Annotated in this window: 16 protein-coding genes; 11 read left to right on the top strand and 5 right to left on the bottom strand. The window is 42.6% G+C overall.

From position 1 onward, the window contains the following. The first annotated feature begins 3 nt into the window (after window positions 1–3). From BO219_RS13335 to BO219_RS13310, 6 genes are all read left to right on the top strand, one after another. Window positions 4–2088, top strand: a complete 2085-nt coding sequence (locus BO219_RS13335; protein ID WP_077429889.1) for a methyl-accepting chemotaxis protein — start codon at window positions 4–6, stop codon at window positions 2086–2088. Window positions 2089–2200: 112 nt separating this feature from the next. Beyond that, window positions 2201–2683 carry a competence protein ComK gene (locus tag BO219_RS13330; RefSeq protein ID WP_077429888.1) on the top strand — a complete coding sequence of 161 codons (483 nt, stop codon included), beginning with the start codon at window positions 2201–2203 and terminating at the stop codon, window positions 2681–2683. A 40-nt stretch (window positions 2684–2723) separates the two neighbouring features. Beyond that, the gene (locus tag BO219_RS13325) at window positions 2724–3152 is read left to right on the top strand and encodes a DUF1284 domain-containing protein (RefSeq protein ID WP_077429887.1); all 429 of its coding nucleotides are present in this window, start codon (window positions 2724–2726) and stop codon (window positions 3150–3152) included. A 49-nt stretch (window positions 3153–3201) separates the two neighbouring features. Then, a complete protein-coding gene (locus BO219_RS13320) occupies window positions 3202–4548 on the top strand; it encodes an aspartate kinase (RefSeq protein ID WP_077429886.1) in 1347 nt (448 codons plus the stop codon). Between the two features lie 60 nt (window positions 4549–4608). Next, window positions 4609–5529 (top strand): processed acidic surface protein, encoded by a 921-nt coding sequence (locus tag BO219_RS13315; protein ID WP_077429885.1) that lies wholly within the window; start codon window positions 4609–4611, stop codon window positions 5527–5529. Continuing rightward, entirely contained in the window at window positions 5511–6020 is a 510-nt protein-coding gene (locus BO219_RS13310; protein ID WP_077429884.1) for a class D sortase, read from the top strand. Before BO219_RS13315 ends, BO219_RS13310 begins: the two co-directional genes overlap by 19 nt. Here the strand turns inward: BO219_RS13310 and BO219_RS13305 are convergent, their stop codons facing one another. Continuing rightward, a complete protein-coding gene (locus BO219_RS13305; RefSeq protein WP_035019891.1) occupies window positions 6021–6428 on the bottom strand; it encodes a YwpF-like family protein in 408 nt (135 codons plus the stop codon). Between the two features lie 372 nt (window positions 6429–6800). Here BO219_RS13305 and BO219_RS13295 point away from each other — a divergent pair, with 372 nt between their 5' ends. After that, window positions 6801–7226, top strand: a complete 426-nt coding sequence (locus BO219_RS13295) for a coiled-coil domain-containing protein (protein WP_077429882.1) — start codon at window positions 6801–6803, stop codon at window positions 7224–7226. 22 nt (window positions 7227–7248) lie between these two features. Here BO219_RS13295 and BO219_RS13290 read toward each other — a convergent pair whose 3' ends face one another. After that, entirely contained in the window at window positions 7249–7662 is a 414-nt protein-coding gene (locus BO219_RS13290) for a helix-turn-helix domain-containing protein (RefSeq protein ID WP_035019924.1), read from the bottom strand. Window positions 7663–7853: 191 nt separating this feature from the next. Here BO219_RS13290 and BO219_RS13285 point away from each other — a divergent pair, with 191 nt between their 5' ends. Beyond that, on the top strand, window positions 7854–8303 hold the full coding sequence (locus tag BO219_RS13285; RefSeq protein WP_006319994.1) for a hypothetical protein: 450 nt from the start codon (window positions 7854–7856) through the stop codon (window positions 8301–8303). A gap of 193 nt (window positions 8304–8496) precedes the next feature. On the opposite strand, the gene BO219_RS13280 is transcribed toward BO219_RS13285, so the two are convergent. Together BO219_RS13280 and secA2 are read right to left on the bottom strand one after the other, a co-directional pair. Further along, complete coding sequence (locus tag BO219_RS13280) at window positions 8497–9363, bottom strand: accessory Sec system S-layer assembly protein (RefSeq protein ID WP_077429880.1); 867 nt, start codon at window positions 9361–9363, stop codon at window positions 8497–8499. Window positions 9364–9379: 16 nt separating this feature from the next. Continuing rightward, window positions 9380–11713 carry an accessory Sec system translocase SecA2 gene (gene secA2, locus BO219_RS13275; protein WP_077429879.1) on the bottom strand — a complete coding sequence of 778 codons (2334 nt, stop codon included), beginning with the start codon at window positions 11711–11713 and terminating at the stop codon, window positions 9380–9382. Between the two features lie 237 nt (window positions 11714–11950). On the opposite strand from secA2, the gene BO219_RS13270 reads away from it, so the two are divergent. Together BO219_RS13270 and BO219_RS13265 are read left to right on the top strand one after the other, a co-directional pair. Further along, window positions 11951–15382 carry a S8 family peptidase gene (locus BO219_RS13270; RefSeq protein ID WP_077429878.1) on the top strand — a complete coding sequence of 1144 codons (3432 nt, stop codon included), beginning with the start codon at window positions 11951–11953 and terminating at the stop codon, window positions 15380–15382. Between the two features lie 107 nt (window positions 15383–15489). Then, window positions 15490–17082 (top strand): S-layer homology domain-containing protein, encoded by a 1593-nt coding sequence (locus BO219_RS13265; protein ID WP_077429877.1) that lies wholly within the window; start codon window positions 15490–15492, stop codon window positions 17080–17082. A gap of 23 nt (window positions 17083–17105) precedes the next feature. On the opposite strand, the gene BO219_RS13260 is transcribed toward BO219_RS13265, so the two are convergent. Further along, window positions 17106–18071, bottom strand: coding sequence for a C40 family peptidase (locus BO219_RS13260; protein WP_077429876.1), 966 nt, complete (start codon window positions 18069–18071; stop codon window positions 17106–17108). Between the two features lie 378 nt (window positions 18072–18449). Between BO219_RS13260 and BO219_RS13255 the strand changes: the two genes are divergently transcribed. Beyond that, entirely contained in the window at window positions 18450–21203 is a 2754-nt protein-coding gene (locus tag BO219_RS13255) for an S-layer homology domain-containing protein (RefSeq protein ID WP_077429875.1), read from the top strand. Window positions 21204–21305 lie beyond the last annotated feature (102 nt).

Raw genomic sequence — 21305 nt, 5'->3', positions numbered from 1 at the left:
AGCGTGGATGCAGCGGTGTTTACGTTAGGGAAAAAGTTACTGAATCGCTTGCCTTTTAGTAAAAAGTTCATGTTGTTGGCAATCATTTTTATGTTTACTCTTTTTATGATTAGCGTGTTGTACGTTCGGCTATTGACGCAAAAAGCGACGGTAATTGAACGAGAAAGCGCAGGAATTGCATATATCGCTCCGATGGTAGATGCGCTGTACGGCATACAAAAGCATCGTGAATATACGACGACCGTTTTGTTAGGACATGGGAAAGAAGACAAAGTAGCAGAGGCGCAAGCGATGTTGAAAAAATCAATGGAAACATTACAAAGCGTCCATAAAGCACAAAAAGCAGACTTCATCGAGGAAGAAAAATGGAATCAGTTATTACAACAAATGAAAGATGTGCAAGATAATTGGAAAATGTATACGGCAAGCGAGGCGGTGAAGCGCCATAACGCCCTTATTTACGACTTACATCAACTGTTGCTTTCTGTTGCTAGCCGTTCGCACGTATCGCTCGACAACGATATGAACAATCATTATTTAGCACGTCTTTTTGTTGAACATGTACCGCTTCTTACTGAAATGATCGGAGGGGCGCAGTCGTTTGCGGCAGAGTTGACAATAAAAGATGAGTTGTATGAAATTGAACGCTCAAAAATGACCTATTGGATCAATACGTTAGAAACAGCGATGCAAACGATTAGCCGTGCAACCGCTCCTCTTTTCGTTGACGATGCGTCAATGCGCAAAAAAGTACAACAATATAACGACATCATTTCGACGGATTTATTAAGCATTACAAGCTTATTGCAACGTGAATTTTTACAAACGAATCAAATTTCGTTAACGTCGGTTGAACTATACGAGAAAACGAACGATGCGCATGAACAGCTGCATGAGTTGGCTCGTTTTTCGCTTCAAGCGTTTCAAAACCATTTGCAAAGCGAGTATCGCGCCGTCATGTTTGAAAAGTGGGTGACAATTAGTGCGGGTGCACTTGCGGTGGCGGTTGTCATTTACTTATTCATCGCTTTTTATATGGCGGTACGGGAGCAAATTACTGCGATCGAACGGGCGAGCATGCAAGCGGCAAGCGGCGATTTAACGGTGCAAATGTCCGTCTCATCGAACGATGAATTTGCCCATATTGCCCAGTCATTTCAATCGCTTATTGCTTCATTTCGCTCAATGATCGGTGCTAACCAACAATTGACGCACGACGTATCCGCATCCGCCCATGAATTAACAGCGATCACAGAAGAAGCAGCACAGGCGATGGAACAAGTCGGTGCAACGATGGAAGAAGTGGCAGCGGGATCGAGCAAACAGCGCGCATGGGCGCAACAAAACGTCGAAGCTGTTTATACGCTTGTCGATGATACAAATTATATTTTATCGCGCTCGCAACAAGCGGCAGAAGCAGCTCGGGCGATGACGGCAGAAGCGGAAAAAGGAACGGCCGCTATGAATAAAATGATCGAGCAAATGAAAACAATGAACGGCTTTATTACGCAATCGAGCGAATGGATTCAAGCGTTGCATCAACGTTCCGCCGACATTGCCCAAATGGCGACGATGATTACAAACATTGCCGATCAAACGAATTTACTCGCATTAAATGCAGCGATTGAAGCAGCGAGAGCAGGGGAGCATGGACGCGGTTTCGCCGTCGTGGCGGATGAAGTAAGGAAGCTTGCGGAACAATCCGCGTTATCGGCTAAACAAATACGCGAACTATTGCAAGAAGTACAAACAGATACAGCACAATCGGTTGAAGCGATGCAACATGTGCGACATGAATCGGAAAAAAGCATGGTGCTTGCGCGCGAAGCGGATGAAACGTTTGATCGCATTCAACAAACGACAAGTGACGTCATGGTTCAAATGGATGATGTCGCTCAAAAAGTTGCTGTGATGACGAGCGCGTTTGATGAACTAGCTTTAACGATGAAAGAAACGGAAACGATCGCTCAAGAAGCAGAAAGGCAGACACAAACGGCAGCAGCAGCCCACGAACAACTACTTTCTGCTGTTCAAGAAATTGCCGCAAATGTACAAACGTTAAGCGATAAAGCGCAACATTTAGCATAAAAAGGAAAACAATTTACTGTTTAGTCCCGGACATTTTCCGGGATTTTTATTGTTAAAATTATGAAAATTCATTATAATAATGGCGAACATATATTTGTGAGGGGGAGTTTGGATGGAACGGATGGAAGAGTACATGATTATGGAGGAGACCGCTGCACTTGTGCCGCAATATGATTCATACGGCCGGCTTGGGACGATCGTTTACGAATTGTACAACACGTACAAAGTAGAGCAATCGCCGAAAGAGATTATACAACAAAGCTGCCGTTACTACGGAAGTACATATGAAGGAAAAGTTCACGCGGCAAAACATATTCTCGGCATTCGGCAAATGGTTCCGATCTCCGTTTGTGAAGCGCTTCGGCTCTACTTCTTTCCAACATGTTCTCCTGACAGCGATCGATGCATATGGATTGCACCATCCCACATCAAGATGATACAACCGTATGAAAAAAAGAAAACGAAAGTCATTTTAAAAAATAAACAAGAACTCATTGTCGACATCCAAAAAGGAACGTTTGAAGGAAAAATGTATAAAACAGCGATGCTTATGGTTACTTTACAACAAAGAATGATGCATAACTATGAAAAGTAGTGTATAATATTTCGAGAATAAAAAAGAAAAGAGGACCATTATGCGAACGTTGCGAGGACATCATTTATTATGCGTACACGGCTTTCAAGGCATGGGATATAGTGAATCGTTCGTCGAAAAGATGACCGAAATTGTTGCGTTTATGCGCGATGACCGTACGGATGGCCCGATTCGCGTCATCGCCGCCCTTGATGAAGCGTGTTATGCATGTCCCCACCATGGAGTAGACCGTTGCGAAGCAGATGAACAATCGAATGATCATGTGCTGACGATGGATCGGCGTGTACTAAACCATTTACAGCTCGAAGAAAACGAAGTGTATATGAAATCTGAGCTCATTGAACGAACGAAGCAAGCGGTTGAACCAGATGATCTAGATGTGCTTTGTGCTGGCTGTTCATGGCTATCGTATGGTGTGTGCAAAGAAGGAATACGAAAATTGAAAAATTTTTCTGACAAAAGAGATTGAAGATATGCTATGATAAGGAAATAAAAATAGAAAGAAAGGGTTATGGCATATGAAAGTAGCAAAATTCGGGGGAAGTTCTGTTGCCAATGCACAGCAATTTCAAAAAGTAGCCAACATCATTACAGCGGATGACGCGCGCAAATTTGTCGTCGTCTCTGCGCCGGGCAAGCGATGCAAAGATGATACGAAGATAACAGATTTATTAATTACGCTTGCAAAAAAAGTAATCGAACATGACATATACGAAGGGGTGCTTGCGCAAGTTGTCGCACGTTATGATGAAATCGTCACCGATTTACATTTATCACGTGACATTTTAGACGTCATTTCGGCAAGCTTGCAACAAATGATTGATACGTACGACGATCAACCAGAGCGCTTGCTTGATGCATTAAAGGCGAGCGGAGAAGATAACAATGCGAAGCTGATGGCACACTATCTTCGTCAGCTCGGTTATGAAGCGCACTATGTCAATCCGAAAGATGCCGGCATTTTCGTCACAGATGAGCCGGGCAATGCACAAATTTTACCTGAGTCATATGAGCAACTGGCAAAATTAAAAGAAAGAAGCGGCATTTTAGTTATCCCGGGCTTTTTCGGCTATTCGCGTTCAGGGCATATCGTCACATTCCCACGCGGCGGTTCGGATATTACTGGTTCGATCGTTGCGGCAGGAGTTGGCGCTGAACTATACGAAAACTTTACCGATGTCGATTCCATTTATTGCGTTAATCCGTCGATCGTGGAACATCCGTGCCAACTAAAAGAATTAACATATCGTGAAATGCGTGAATTATCGTATGCTGGTTTCTCGGTGTTTCACGATGAAGCGCTTGAACCTGTGTATCGCCGTGGCATTCCGGTATGCGTGAAAAATACGAACAACCCGGAAGCGCCGGGGACGATGATCGTTGCAACGAGAGATCATCGCGAGCGCCCTGTTGCAGGCATCGCAAGCGATACAGGCTTTTGTAGCATTAACGTCAGCAAATATTTAATGAACCGAGAAATCGGATTTGGGCGTCGTCTACTACAAATTTTAGAAGACGAAGGCATTTCATACGAACATACGCCATCAGGCATTGACAATATGTCTGTCATTTTACGTGAAGAACAATTAGCAGGTGATGTCGAGCGTCGTGTATTAGACCGGATTGTAACAGAATTGCGTGTCGATGAAGTGTCGATTGAACGTGATTTAGCGCTTATTATGGTCGTTGGGGAAGGAATGGAGCGGAGCGTCGGTATTGCGGCGAAAGCGACGGCAGCGTTTGCGCGTGCGAACGTCAATATTGAAATGATTAACCAAGGTTCCTCTGAAGTGAGCATGATGTTTGGCGTCAAAGCAGATGCGGTTGAAAAAGCGGTGCGCGCCTTATACGAAGTATATTTCTAGTCGTATAAAAATGGAATAATCGAACAAAATAACCATAGCACACATAAGGGAGGAAAACATATGCGCGTGCTATGGTTATTTGTTTTTTTAGTTGCCACACCTGTGCAAGCAGCTATTTCTGAAGAAGCATTGCGACAATACGTGCAAAATATTGGCTGGACGATGGACGATTTAACGCGTTATTTAGCGAAATGGAATATGACGGTCGATGATTTTTCTTCATTGGAGGCGTTAAAAGAGCAATTAGGCACACCCATCACGCCTGATCGGCTTGATGCCCTATTACAGCGTTATGAAATGACGCAAGAAGAAGCGGAAGCGCTTCTCGGACAATTTGGCGAACAACTGCAACAATATACGTTTATTGAAGATTTATCGTATGCGCTATCGTTTTATCGCGACCGTTACGATGCGATGCAAGCGATGACCGATATTTTAGCGACGATTGGACTAACGGAAAACGAAATTCGTGGATTGATTGAACGTACTCCGCCGACTGCGAAGCAAACGCTTGAACGCCTTGACGAACAAATACAAACGCTTGTGTTGCGTGACTTATCCAAACCGTTAACGAAAAAAGAGCGGGAAGCCATGCTCACCTTTTGGAACGAATGGCTGTCGCTGTATCGTCTGCAAGCGAAAGTGTTTGAAGTAAACGAACATGGGCGAAAACCGATTTCGTTTGGACAAATAGAAACAGCTACAGCCCCTGTCGTTATGGAATGGTATGATGAAAGGGGAAATTTCGTAGCCGATTTATATATTCCGTCTGAACGGATGAATTCGAGCGTGTTGATTGATGCAAGCGAACAACTTGCACACATTGGGAAGATGGCACTTGATTTAGAAAGTGGTTTGCTTGTTGCACGCATGCCGAAAACCGCTTCTTCGTATGGGCTGAACATATTGATCGGTGTCGCTCTACTTTTTGTAAGCTTCGTGTTATGGAAGAAGGGAAAACGATGCGAGCCGTTGCGATAGCATGTTTTCTTTTTAGCGCATCGTTCATTTGGGCAAATGTGTTCGGTTGGTATAAAGCGTATGAAGCGGTAAAACGGAGCGACCAACCTACTGTACAACAAGGTGATGTGATCGGCACACTTTTTATGCCGAAACTAAACATATCCATGCCGATTTATGAAGGATTGCAACAGTTAAATAAAGGGGTGGCGCACGATGAACGAAGTGCGCTTCCGGGGAAAGGTAATCATACGATTTTAGCAGGACATCGCGATACGGTATTTCGCCAGCTTGGCGACATTCAACGAGGAGACGAGCTAGTCATTCGCACGAACGATCAAACATGGACGTACGTCGTGCAACATATTCGCATCGTCAAGCCAGATGATAAAACGGTGCTCGTCCCAAAAGCGCATCCGACGCTTACGTTAATTACATGTTATCCGTTTCGCTGGATCGGGGATGCGCCGAATCGATACGTTGTCATTGCAAAACAAAAAGGGGCTGGATAATCAGCCTCTTTTCGTATGCATGTGTTCTTTAAATTGTTGTAGGAGCGTTTCACCATGTAGTCCGCGCTGAACTAAATCTTCGAGCACAACTTCAGCCAGATTCGACCGTTTGACGAGCGTCGCATCCATTAGTACACTCATTCGTTCACTCATTATCGTTACCGAGCGAACGGTCGCACGTACATGGGCAGGATCGTTCGTTTTTCGTGAAATGGTCACAAGCGCATCAAACGTTGCTCCGCTTTCTTTTAACGATGTAAATAGCTCGCGGTATGTTTGCTCGACGTACGCTTCGATCAGCCACTGTTTGTTTTCATCTTCTTTATTGATTATTAACCCATCAATAAGTGGAATATCTTGCTTTTGTTCATGCAATAGTGTGAGGGCAACGAGCTTAAATGTTTTCACCGCATCCACCTCGCAACAGTAGTTGCCTTTATTATATCATATGAACAATATGTAACAAAAAAAAGAAAGGAAAAAGTAAAAATTGAATTTTCGGCTACTTTTTTTGCGAGAAACGGCTGAAAAACGGCGAAAAAATCAAAAAATCGGCTTGAAAATTAAAAAATCGAAATTTTACATCATTTTTGTATTTTTGTATCATATAGACCGAGGAGGTGATAAAAAGCAATTCCTCTCAACTTCCTTCCAAAATGTGTCCTCTTACTGCTCCCTCACAGTTTGGCTAGCATCCTCTCCGCTAGCCTCTTTTTTTCAATTGACCGGCTATGGTGGGAGTGGTATGCTAGGGGTAAAAATGAAAGGGGTGAATGAAACGTGGAAAGCCAAGTGTTACAAGCAGTGAAAGAATTGCTTTATGAAGTACGTGAAATGCGTGGGGAAATAGAAAACTTGAAACAAGAGATGCAAAGCTTCAAACAAGAGATGCGTGCAGAGATGCAAAGCTTCAAACAAGAGATGCGTGCAGAAATGGAAAGCTTCAAGCAAGAGATGCGCGCAGAAATGGAAAGTTTCAAACAAGAGATGCGTGCAGAAATGGAAAGTTTCAAACAAGAGATGCGTGCAGAAATGGAAAGTTTCAAACAAGAAATACGTGAAGAAGTAAAAGAACTGCATGTGCGCATCGGAAAGTTAGAAACAAAAGTGGACAAGCTGCATGACAAATTTGAACTGCACGCACAAAAGCAATGGCAAACGGAAGCAGATGTATATCGTTTAAAAAAATTAATCGGCATTGAATAAAGGGCAGAAAACGCCCCTTTTTTTATTTCAATGCTTCAATCATTTCATCGATCATCTTTATGACGATCTCTTCCAAACGTTTTCGTTTATGCGTCGGTAATGACTGCAACGCATATAGTCGTTTCGCAAGCTTCGGCTGTTCATTCATGTAGCGAATAACGGATAACTGCTCATCGCTCATGTCATTTGTCCCGTACGCTAATCGTACTTCTTGCAATAGTTGTTCATCTGTCGGGTGTTTACCGAGCAAAAAATCAGTGCTGACGCGAAATAAATCACTCATGTCGATAATCGACTGCAAATCAGGAAGCACTTCACCGTTTTCCCATTTACTCACTTTCGAACGAGACACGTTTAATCGCTGTGCCAATTGTTCTTGCGTCCAATCGTGTGCGTTGCGCAAACGCCTAATTTGTTCTCCGATATGTTGTAACATCATCTTCCACCAAATTCCCTTTTTCTTTTTACGATAGAAGAAGAAAGGGGGACTTTTTGTTCTTTTTAAGAACAAACAAATAAAATGTTCGTTTTCAGAACAAAAATAAACAGTCCTTTTGTCGAAAAAAGTTGAATGAATATTCGAAAAATGTAAAAATATACATTGGAAAAACTTGAGGGGGATGATGAATGATGAATATTTATTTTTCCAATTTCATTGTTCATGAAGCGAAAAAAAGAGGAAAAACGTGCGAGGTGCTTATTAAAGAAAAGCCGAATCCTCCATTTTATGAATCTCGCACAATCGAACCCATTCACTTTTCTGACTCACTTCAGTTTATTTCACCAGTGAACAAGCTGCCTCTTGAACCGATGCGCTACCGCATGATTACGTGCACAACAAAAGACGATTTATTTTTATTTTTTAAAACGGTAGACGATCAATTAATGATTGTCATTACGTTTTTCTTTGGTAAAGGACAAGCGCAAATATGTGTGAAACGTTGGAATGACCTCGAGAAGCGTTACATCCCCGCACCGATGAACGACCTCACAGCTGCTGAAGAACGAGCCATCCTATGTACATTTCGCTCAGTTTCCATTCGTTCTGGGCAGAGAATTCAATATTGTTTATTTTGAACGTGTGGAAAAACGACATAAGGGAAGTTTGTCAACGAAAAATTTATACCAAAAAAACTAAAAATATGTTTGTTAAACATAAAAAATCATGCTAAAATATAACTGTAGTACTATTTCCTTCTGTTTACAATAGAGAGCGGTTGGTGGCCAGAGGCAAAGAAAAAGGGCTGATGTGAATCATCAGCCCTTTTTCTTATTGTGGAATATAGGCACGCCATGTAGAAAAATCAAATTCATCTTTTTGTAAAAGTGATTTTGGAAAGATAAACGTCCACGGTTTGCTTGTATTTGCTTTCACTTCCAAATTCAACGTGAATGCTCCGCGTGCGACAACATCCCCCGATGCATCTTCGACAACTAATGGCATTTGTTCAAACGTAATGTTTTTACCACTGCCGTTACGAATGAGTAGTGTTACGACTAAATTCCCTTCGTTGTTTATGAGTGCTTGCAATCCCATGACGTTTACCTCTCCTTGCTTTGGTGGGGTAAGGGAGCGCACGAGCTGTTCAAGCTTTTGTTTATCTTCTTCTTTTAAATGTTGTTGCCAACTTTCTTCTAAGTCAAGCTGGTGTGGCTTTTTTAATTCAAACGCCAATTTCCATCCTGTTTCTGGAATGTCTTCTGTATATAAGTCGTTCGTGGTGAATACAAATCGCCACGGACGGCTGCTTTTTGGCGGAATGTCGCCAAGTTCATTCATCGGGAATATTTTTCTTCCGATGACTTTTCCATCTGGTCCGATGAACAGTAGTGGCATATGGTCAAAACGAATCGACTGATCTAAGCTGTTTCGGACAAACGCTGTAACAACGTAATGATCGCCTTCCTTTTTCCATTCTATCCCCGATAGTGATACTTGATTTTTTTTCAACGGTGGTAATTCGTTATTGACATATTGAAAATAATATTTTTGTTCGGTTGTTAGTGACATCAGTGGATGAATCGATAATGTCGTATGCACGTCTTCATCTTGTTGTTCACTTGCGCCGTCAAATAATTGCTCTGCTTGAACGGTGCTATCTTCCCCTTGTTTTTTCTTTTTGAAAAATGGAAACATTGTTCCATCTCCTTCCTTATTGTGATATGAGCTGGGCAAGTTGTTGGGAAGCATCTTTTTCTAATCGGTGGTACATGAGTGTAAAGAGCTCCAACCCTTCTTTTGCATATTGGCGCATCGGATCTTCTTGTCCGTAATAGCGCAACCCAATCCCTTCTTTTAACAGCTCCATCGCTTCTAAATGTTTTGTCCAATGGAAGTCGATGAGCGAGAGTAAAGCGCGCTTTAAGGCCCATTGCTGTTCTTCCGTATACGTAAATGCGTGAACGCGTGATTCCCACGATGCGATAGCTTGTTGTACGATTACTTCCACTTCTTTTTGCTCGACGACACCAGCTACATCAATGTGTTCGTTTGTTACCGTTTGAACAGTCGCTACTAAACGTGTGATGTCCCATTCTTCTGGAATGACATCTTCTGGACATGTATAAGCCACTTCTCGTTCAAGAAACGATGGCACCATATGAACAACAATTGGAATGACATCGTCAGCTGCAAGCACGCGGTTGCGGAGCGTATAAATGGTACGACGTTGTTCGTTTAGTACGTCATCGAGCTTTAAGTTATATTCTCGGATTGAGAAGTTGCTTCCTTCACAAATGCGCTGGACGCGGTTGACAAACTCATGGATGTCTTTGTTTAATACTTCTCCTTCATCGTTCACTTGTAGTGATTTTTTTATTTTTTCTAATTCGTCTTTGGCGAAGCGACGAAACATATCGTCTTCAAGCGAAATGAAAAATTGCGAACGTCCCGGATCTCCTTGACGACCAGCACGTCCTTTTAATTGGTTGTCAATGCGGCGGCTTTCATGACGTTCTGTACCGAGGACATACAATCCGCCAAGCTCTGCCACGCCTTCTCCAAGCATAATGTCTGTTCCGCGCCCAGCCATATTTGTCGCAATTGTAATTTGCCCCTTTTGACCGGCACGCGAAATCAACTCGACTTCTTGCTCAACGCTTTTCGCATTCAGCAATTGGAATGGCAGCCCTTCTTCCGCTAAATATTTCGCCACTTTTTCCGATTGTAAAATGGACGTTGTCCCAATGAGCATTGGCTGTCCAGTCGCGTGTACGCGCTTCGCTTCTTTGGCGACTGCTTTATATTTTGCCTCGATGGTCGCAAAGACGCGGTCAGGCAAGTCTTGACGGATAACAGGGCGGTTTGTCGGAATTTGAACGACATCCATGCCGTACAACGTTTGAAACTCTTTTTCTTCCGTTTTTGCTGTACCTGTCATGCCGGATAAAATCGGATAAAGACGGAAATAGTTTTGAATCGTAATCGATGCTTGAATTTTGTTCTCTTCGGTTAGTTCGAGTCCTTCTTTTGCCTCGATCGCTTGATGAAGCCCGTTGCTTAAGCTGCGTCCTTCCATCGGGCGGCCGGTAAACATATCAATTAACAGCACTTTTCCGTCTTTGACGATATAATCAACATCGCGCGTAAACATGACGTATGCGCGCAACGCTTGAATGACGTAATGATATAACACTTGATGTTCAAGGTCATATAAGTTGTCGATTCCGAATCCTTTTTCGATTTTTTCAATGCCTCGTTCTGTTAAGTTGACCGTTTTCGTTTCTTCATCGTATTCGTAATCTTCATCACGAACGAAATGTTCCACGATGCGTGCGCATAAGTAGCTTAGTTCCGAGCTTACGCCTGTTTTACCCGCGATAATGAGAGGGGTTTTCGCCTCGTCAATTAATACGCTATCGACTTCATCAATAATTGCATAATGGAACGGGCGTTGCACACGATCGGCGACGCTGTATGCCATATGATCGCGCAAATAGTCGAAGCCGAATTCATTGCCGACGCCATACGTAATATCGGCATTGTATGCCGCTTTTTTTTCCTCAATGGACATGTGTGGCAAGTTCAGACCGACGGATAAGCCTAAAAACTCATGAATTTGTCCAATTAACTCGCGGTCGCGACGAGCTAAGTAGTCGTTGACTGTAATGACGTGTACGCCCTTTCCTTCAAGCGCACGCAAATAACTTGGGGCGGAAGCGACGAGCGTTTTTCCTTCCCCTGTCGCCATCTCGGCAATATTTCCTTCCGCTAGTACTAATCCTCCAATCAATTGAACGTCAAAATGACGCATGCCAAGCACGCGTTTGGATGCCTCGCGAACGGTTGCAAACGCTTCGGTCTGTATATCGAATACCGTTTCGCCTTGCGTGAGCCGTTGTTTAAATTCATTTGTTTTGGCACGCAATTCGTCATCTGTCAACGTTTCAAACGTCGGTTCAAGTTCATTTATGCGCGCAACGATTTTATAGTAGTTTTTTAATTTTCTTTCATCGCTGTTTACGAGTTTTTTTATGTAAGACAACATGGGGAACCTTCTCCTTCGCTGTAAATCAAATCGTTTCAACGTACAGTATACCATTGTTCCCAAAATGTTTCACGACCCGGAAAATATTTCTTTACTTTTTGTTTATTGGGTGATATTGTAAGATTGTTAGAAAAATTTATCAAAATATGAAACTTTTTTTGTTTTTTATCGTTATAGTAGGTGTATTTGCTTGTTCGGGCGAATACATATATGACATTCTCTTTAAGGAGGCTTTTTATGAAAAAGTGGAAGAAGACCGCATTATCTGTTAGTTTAGCTTCGTCACTTATCGTACCAACGGTCGCCCAAGCGTCGACGGAAGCACCGATTGCGCAATGGAAAAAACAAACGACGACAGCATCGGCTTCACTTGCGTACAAAAAGTTCGAAGATGCACAAAACCAAGTGAGCACCGATACGCTCATCGTGAAGTACAATGAAAAAATTCCAACGGCGGTACATCGTAGTTTAGGAGCGACGTTGAAACAATCATTCCCACAATTAGGATATGATGTCGTCACCGTACAAAAAGGAAAAGACATGCAGCAAGTGATGAAAAATTACGCAAAATTAAAAGCCGTCAAAAGCGTGACCCCAAGTTTTACATACAAACGGCTCGGTTCCCTTGATCCGAAAGCAGACCATATGTATTTACTGTCGCTATTAAACGTGGACAAAGCGATCAAGCTCGCGGGAAAACATAGCGTGACTGTCGCGGTCATTGATACAGGTATGGATACGAAACATCCAGAGTTAAAAGGACGCCTCCTCCCTGCTTACAATGCGATTAACCCAGCAGGTGCGCCAATCAAAGACGTGCATGGGACACATGTCGCAGGCATTATCGGTGCCAATGCCAATAACGGTATTGGCGCGCACGGTATCAACCCAAATGTAAAAATTTTGCCGATTGACGTATTCGGTGGGGAATGGGGAGCGAGCGATTATACGATCGCCCAAGGTATTTTATATGCGATTGAAAAAGGGGCAAAAGTCATCAACATGAGCCTTGGCGGCTATTTTAGCTCGCCGATTTTGGAGGAAGCAGTTCAAAAAGCGATTGATGCTGGCATTACCGTCGTTGCCGCAGCAGGGAACGAAGCGACCGATATGTATTCCATTCCAGCTTCATACGAAGGTGTCATTAGCGTTGGGGCAACCGACAGCAAAAATAAACTTGCTGAGTTTTCAAACTATGGCCCGTCTGTTGACCTTGTTGCACCGGGGGCGGACGTATATAGCCCGATTTACGACTATGCGAAAGGCTCGTCTTTTGCAGAGCTAAGTGGAACGTCGATGGCATCACCCGTCGTTGCAGGCGTAGCATCGCTTCTTTTATCGAAATATCCGAATTTAAAACCATATCAAGTGGAATGGATTTTAGAGCGCACCGCAACGGATTTAGGTGAAAAAGGATATGACTTGACGTACGGCAACGGCCTAGTCAATCCAGTTGCAGCGCTACAATATAACATAAAAAACGTACCGCAACAAGAAAAATGGAATGATGAAACGATTTTAACAAAAGCGCCAGTCATTGACGCAAAAGAACCGTATGTGAAACAAGGTTCGTTCACAAAGCCAGAGGAAATGCATTGGGTGAAAGTAAACGTCCAACAAGGTGAAAGCGTGCAAGCGCTATTAGAAGGAGCAGAGACGTACGACTATAAGCTCGTTTTCCGCTTCTATCCTGAAGGAAAAACGACGTCTGAAAAGCCGATTCAAGTGAATGACGGCCGCGCAGGTGAAATGGAAGCGAAACTATTCACAGCAAAACAACCAGGTGTGCTTGCGATCGGCGTCACAGATGCGAACGGCAACTACAATTTACAAGGAAAGTCAACATATACGTTAGCTGTACAGTCGTTTACAGAACTTGCGGACGATGGTTTGACGAAAGAAAACCCAGCGACGATTGAACAATTACCGTTTTCTTTAGAAAACTTAACGTTCGTTCCAGAAAACAATGAAAGCGACCGCGACTATTTCCGTTTTACTGTCGCAGAGCCGACGACGGTGAAATTTCAGCTATCTGCTGTGCCGGGCATCGATTCGTCATTAAACGTTTATTTCGCTGAAGAACTATATCGCCCAGTCGACCCAGACGCAAAATATAAAGAAATTCCGTTCCCGATCGCGTCAGGAAACAATAACGGCGTCAGCAAAGGGGAGACGGTGACGTTTGAAGCGCAACCGGGAGTCGAATATGTGCTCGAAGCGTCAAGCGAACCGATGGGAGGATTTTATACAATGTTGCTTGATATGGCGATGTCAAGCAACAAAGTAAAAGAAGCAACCGCTTCAGCGATCCCGTATCAAATAAGCGCTGAAGCGATTACGCTCCCGCAAGATGAAGACAACTTCCCAGCGCGTGAACCGATGCCGTCGGAAGAAGGGGCTGTGGAACAAGCGAAAGCGACCGAACAAACGCGCAAGCCAAACGACATCATCATCATTGGCGATGACGGAAGCTGGAGCTACTTTGAAAAAGAACAAGTTGCACAAATTAAAGAAAATGCACGCCTTTACAACACCGGTGATCGCGCTGAGGCGTTTATTCAATTTAGCTACGACCAAGATTTTTACAAATTAACGGTACCGAAAACAGCGATATATCAATTTTCATTCGCAACACCTGACGATATGATGCCGTCAGCAATGTTGTTTGAATACGATGGGAAAAAAGATGATCTTATCCCTGTAAACTATTTTTGGCCATTCGATTGGATGACAGGGAAAAAACAATCCGATTGGACGCTCATTCTCGAAGAAGGAAAAACGTATTACATGTCAGTACAAAACGACTACTATCAGCCAGTTGCCGATCCGTATGTCATCACGTCGAAAAAGCTTATGGATGCGCCGAAAGATGTAAACGAGAACAATAACGAACCGATTTTGGCGACTGTTATAAACGTTAACGATGTGAAAACAGGAAACTTTGTCCTTCCAAACGACAGCGATTACTATTACTACAAACATCGGAAAGCGACCGAACTGTTGACGTTTTATGCAAAACCAAGCAAACAAAACGCATCGTTTCCGAAAGCGTTGCGCGGCACATTAATCCCAATCGTATCTGTTGTTGAAGATACGAACGGAAATATGACGATTGACGAGGACGAATACAATAAAGCTGTCACGTTTTATCCAAACGGTTGGAGCCCGTTATACGACGTAAACGGTTCGTTCCAAGCGAAGAAAAATGTCGGATATTTCTTTATCGTCAACTCGTTTATGTGGGATGGATTGTCGCTTCAGTCGTATAACTTTGGTATTCAGTCGCTCACTCAAAAAGATGAAGATGCATCATCTGTCATGAAAAACAACGTGCCGTCCAAACCGCTTTCGCTAAATAAAAAAGGAAATACGTACGAAGCGAAAGGGTATATGAACGTTGTTGATTACGGCGACAAAGACGCATACAAATTCGTCGTTGCAAAAGACGGCACATTTACATTCAAACTCGACGTACCAGGCACGATGGATGGGGTCATGTCGATTTTTGATGCGAAAGGACGGATCGTTCAAACGTACGACCATTACGGTGATGGAGACGGGGAAATCGGCACGCTTTCGTTGAAAAAAGGAACGTACTATGTCGTCGTTGAAGAATCGCTTGCTCGGCCAAACGCCAACCCATACACGCTCTCGATTATAAAAAAATAGATGACATAAAGGCTGTCTGTAATTAGGCAGCCTTTATCATTTTCCAGCTACGTGATGTACGAAACCGTGTTAAGATAAATGTAGATTGATAGAATGAGGTGGTCGATATGCGTCGTATGCCGTTCGTCTTGTTTATGTTCGTTTTTTTGTTCTTTTTTCAAACGCCAGCGCATGCCGATGTCGTTGATTTAACGAATAAAGCGAAAGCGCAAGCGTATGAAGATTACTATCCGCTCATTGCCCGTTATAAAGGAACGAGTGGCGTCACATTTGAAAGCTATAGCGTCTATTGGAATGCAACGAAACTTGCTCAGCTTGAACAAGAGCTGCTAAAAAATAAACATGGGACGGAGCTTTCGTTACTCGGAAGCGTAAAAGTTTTCCCAGACTATCCCGCAGGCGGAAACGTGCTCGGACAATATTTTGCGCAATATCAAGTCAGTCCGAAACTTGCGCTGCTTCCGAATCGCTACATTCATTTATATGGAGGGAATGAATGGACGACCGTCGAACAAATGGCAACGACGCTCGCACATGAGTATGGGCATCATTTTACGTATTATTATTTGTTGAATAAAGAACAGCGACGCCCGAACGAATGGCTGCAGTCGCAATATGCTGCCGCGCGTGAATTGTTTCGTTATCCGTCTGTACATGTGGACGGGAATGGAGAATACGAGTGGTATATGCCTGAAATATTGGCGGAAGATTACGTGCAACTGTTCGGTTCATCCAATGCGTTAAAAGGACATATGCAAATGAACGTCCATCTTCCAACACCATTTGAGCTTCCAGCTTTACAAACGTATTGGAAAAATCAACTCGGTGCTCCGTACGAACCGAGCCCGCTGCTTCCATTGCTGCTGACAAACTATACGGTGAAAAATAACGTATATGCGCTCAAGCTTTACACATATGCTGATGCGACCGTCTACGTGAATGCGCAAGACGGGGAAGGGCGCTACGCTTCTGTTTATATCGGAAGCGTGCCAAAAGGAGTTAACGAGACGGTATACGATGGGACGAAACTAAGTAGCCAAGTATCATGGTTGTTTCGAGCAACGCTTGTTGATACAGCGTTATTTCGCGTCGTACAACCGACAACAAAAGGATTTAATCGCGGCTCAGCGACGTTACGTGTAACGTATGGAACGATCGATTCGCTTGTTTCTACCCCGCCACTTTTTCCAGACGTCGTCGGGGAGGAATTGCAAGAAGCTGCCCAACTCCTCTATGAACGAGGTATTGTAGCAGGATACCCAGATGGAACGTATCGTCCAAATGAACGATTACTCCGTCGCCATGCCGCGCTTATGCTGATTCGTGAACTGAAATTAACGCTTCCTGAAGGATATGTCGTGAAAGCAAAAGATGTCAAACCGACCGATCCGTGGTATAAAGAGATGGCGATTGCTGAATCATACGGACTGCTGACGGGATATAACGGAAAACTATATCCGAATGACTATATTACTCGCGCCCAAATGGCAGCGATTTTAACGAGGGTATATGCCGATGTGTACGAACAGCCGACGACGAATCAATCGTTTGTTGATGTTCCTTTTTCTCATTGGGCGTATGGAGCGATCAATACGTTGTTTTATAATCAAATTACGATCAACAATCCGTATCGCCCGAACGACGTGGTGACACGTGGACAGTTTGCGCTCTTTCTCAGTCGGACATTGCAAAAAAAATAGCGAGGAAGGCTTGTCCTTCATCGCTATTTCATATGTATCGCACGATATAAAAACACCGCAAACTGCGCCCGCGTCACCGTTTCTTTTGGACGAAATGTGCCGTCCTCATATCCGTTCGCGATGCCTGATGCGACAAGCTTTTCAATCGCATCATACGCCGCATCTGTTTCTTTTACATCGGCAAACGGAACATCCGCCCCGCGCTTTAACTTCCACGCTTCCGCAAACCATATCGCTAACTGCTCGCGCGTTAACGGCTCATTCGGTCGGAACGCCGTCATCTGTTTATCGACGATTCGCTCTTTGACAAGGGCGTTAATCGCACCGACTGCCCAATGGTCGCTCGGCACGTCTTGGAACGTTTTCTTCCGATCGTTCATATTGAAGTCGAAATACGCTGCGATTAGCCCTGCAGCTTCAGCACGCGTCATCATTTCATCAGGTTTAAAATAACTTTTCGCATACCCGAGCACAATTTCTTTTTTTCCTAACGCTTCAATTTCTTTATTTGCCCAAAAGTCATTTCCGATATCTTCGAATTGACCAGCTGCCTGCTCATAAGCGAGCACGCGTCTTGCTCCTATGTATCGCTTTTTATAGTACGAATCATCTAATGAAGAAACAGCAATTCCTTTCGATGAACTTGCATGAATAAACTCGTTGTCTCCGATGTAAATGCCTGCATGTGACGGACCTTTTTTATACGTCTCAAAAAAGACGAGATCACCGACACGCAAGTCTCCTTTTTTCACCGCACTTCCTTGTTTATATTGCTCCGCTGTCGTGCGCGCTAACGTGACGCCAACGCCGCTCATCACATGACGCGTAAACCCGGAACAGTCAAATCCTTTTTCTGAACTTCCCCCGAACTGATACGGCACACCGACGTATTTTTTCGCCAATGGAACGAGCCGATCGTAGCTATCGCTTGCGTAAGCGAAGGAAGGGAAAAGAAAAAACAAAAGCAATGCTGAAACAAACCGCCTCACCCGTCACACCTCGCTCCGTCATTATTTTTATATTTTCGACATTTTTACACAATTCCAAGTGTATCATAAATAGGAGAATCGTAACTTTACAGTTATGTAACAAAAGTTTTTGTCAAAAAGTTACGTAGGAAGGTATTGAAAAAAGTCGAACATTCGGTAAAATGGTGAATAGGTGGAAGGCTACATAATGAATAGTTTTGTTATTCCAACAAAGAAAAACTGTTGAAAAAAATGGTTGACTTTAATCATGGAAAAAATTATAATGTAGTTTGTAGTCGTTCACTCGCTAAGTTTAAGAGTTTCATAGAGAGAACGTACATATCTCTTAAATTTAGCTAAAACAAATAGAAAGAGAAACAAAAAGGAGGAAATAAGTCGATGGCTTACCAACCAAAGTCTTATCGCAAATTTTTAGCTGGTACAGTCTCTGCGGCAGTTGTTGCTTCAGCGATCGCACCAGTCGCAAGCGCTTCTTTCACAGACGTAGCAGGAAGCGTACATGCAGATGACATCGCTACATTAGTAGCAAAAGGTTACATCAAAGGATACGGAGACGGTACATTTAAACCAAACAAATCGTTAACACGCGGTGAAGCGGCAATCATCTTCTCACGCATCTTAAAAGATGCAGGCGTTACTCAAAAAGGTGCAGGCTTCCCAGACGTTCCAGCAGAAAAAGCTGAATTAGCAGAAGCAGTTGCGATCGTGCAAGCTGCAGGCATTATGACTGGTGATGAGAAGGGTAACTTCAACCCGAACGCAAACATCACACGCGAACAAATGGCGAAAGTTGTTGTTGAAGCGTTCAAATTAACAAAACCTGCAAACCACACAACAAAAGTAACTGACCTTGACAAAGCGGGTTCATGGGCGCGTGAATACATCCAAACATTAGAAGCAAACGGCGTAACGAAAAACACAGAATTCATGCCAAAACAAAACGTAACACGCGGTCAATTCGCTTCATTCGTTGTTCGTGCGATGAATGTTGGTGTCACAGCAGCGAACATCACAGGTGTTGCTTTTGTTGACCTTAACACATTAGAAGTGACATTCAACGGCGAATTGAAAGAAGTGAAAAAAGAAGACTTCGCAATCGCAGGCGTTGAAATCGAGTCTGTATCGATCAAAGCTGCAGCAGCTGCTGAAGCAAAAACAACAGTTGTTGTAATCAAAACAAAAACAGCTTTAGAAGAAGGTAAAGCTTACAACGTATCTTACAAAGGTCAAACAACAGACAAAGCGAAAGTTGATGTACCTGTTGTAACGCCTAAGGTTGAAAGTGTAAGTGCGATTAATGCTAAAAAAATCGAAGTTAAATTTAACAAGGAAGTTAACAAAACTACAGCTGAAAACTCTGCAACTTATAATTTTGTAGGTTTAACAAGTGGTACTACTTGGACACCAGTTTTACAGGCTGATGGGAAAACAGTTGTACTAACTTTAAATAAGGCTATTGCAAACGATACAACTTTCGTTGCTATCGTTAACGAAGTAGAAACAAAAGCTGATTCTACTAAGAAAACAGAGAAATTCACTAAAACTATTACTTTCAGTGATACAACTAAGCCAACATTTACTGGTGTAACTTATCCAGAAGCTGGAATTGCTGTTCTTAATTTCTCAGAAGATTTAAGCACTCCTGGTACTGTAAAGGTTTATGATGGAAATACAGATGTAACTAGCACTTTAACAATTACTCATAATGCTAACTCAAACCAAATTTCTATCTCTGGTTTAACTACTAATAAAGAATACCGAGTAGTAGTTGTAGGTGCAAAAGACCAATCATCAAACTTAATTCCTTCTCCAGTAGAAGTTTTTGTTAAATCTACTGTTAGTGAACAAGTAAAACCTGTAATTGAATCAATCACTACTGTAGATTTAAATACAATTAAAGTTAAATTTAGTGAAAAATTAAAACAAATTAGTGCTGGTGTATATGCTAACGTTTCAATTGACGGTGTAGCGGTTACTGGTGCAACTCAAACATTTGATTCTGAAACAAATACTTTAACAATTACTAAAGCTGGATTAACTACTGCAGGAATTCATTCAGTATCAATCAGCGGTTATACAGATTTATCAAATAACGTTGGAGATACTTTTACAAAAGCAGTTGCATTTGCAGCTAGTGCTCCAGTATTGGAAAAAACTGAGGTTGTTTCAGATGCTACAGACACATATGTTGTATTGACATTCAATGAAGCTCCAAGTTTAGCTGCTATCCAAGCTGTTGATATTACTGGAACATACACAACTCCTGAAAACATTTTAAAAACATTTGGTTCAGCAGCTTTAAATGAAAGTACTGATATCTCCGTTGTAGGTAATACAATTAAGATTAAAGTTACTGGAAAAGAAGCTGGTAATTATAAATTAACTATTCCAGCTGCAGGTATCTCTGACGGAACTACAGCTAGAACTCAAGATTTAGAAATCACGTTTACATTAACAGGTTCTGCTGACACTACAAGACCAACTGTTAGCAACGTATTTATCCCTGGTGAAAATGCTACTGCAGTTGGTGGTCCAGCTACAGTTGAAAGAAATACTGTATATGTTAAATACTCAAAATCAATGAACTCAACTGCTGTAAATCCTGATAATTATACTGTTGATGGTCAAAAGGTATTTGAATCAGCAGTATTTGTTGGAGACAAAACTCTAGTAAAACTTACTCTTAAAGAAGGAGTTATTACTCTTACTGGAGACCGTTCGTTCCAGATTTCAAATGCTGTAACTGGAGAAAATGGTGTTGCAATTAATGCATATAGCTCAACTGAGCCATTTGTAGAAAATGTAAAACCACTCCTAAGCTCTGGAGTTGTAATTGACGGAACAACAATTGAATTAACATTCACTGAAGCTGTAGCAGATGCTAACTTAGTAGCTGCAGGTGCAGGTAATGACTTTGAAGTATATATTGATGGTGCTAAGAGCACTATTGCTAATGTTGTTACAGGAGCTACAGCAAATGACAACAAGCTTCAATTACAATTAAGCTCACCTATTACTCCTGAACAATTAGCAAGCAGCACTATCACAGTGAAAGTATTAGATTCTACTGATGGTGCAGATGTTAACGGTAACCCTCTAACAAAAGGTACAGTAATTACTGTTGCTAAGTAATATGGGATGCGTGCCTGTGCACTGCGATCCGAAAACTGCTTCATTTTTTGTTCGTACGTGTAACGATCATATTTTTCGTAACGGCGATGTGCTTTTTCCCCG

This window comes from Anoxybacillus kestanbolensis (genome assembly GCF_001996285.1).
Taxonomy (GTDB): domain Bacteria; phylum Bacillota; class Bacilli; order Bacillales; family Anoxybacillaceae; genus Anoxybacillus; species Anoxybacillus kestanbolensis_A.
The sequence above is the reverse complement of the archived record's forward strand: the minus strand, read 5'-3'. Positions and strand labels throughout refer to the sequence as shown.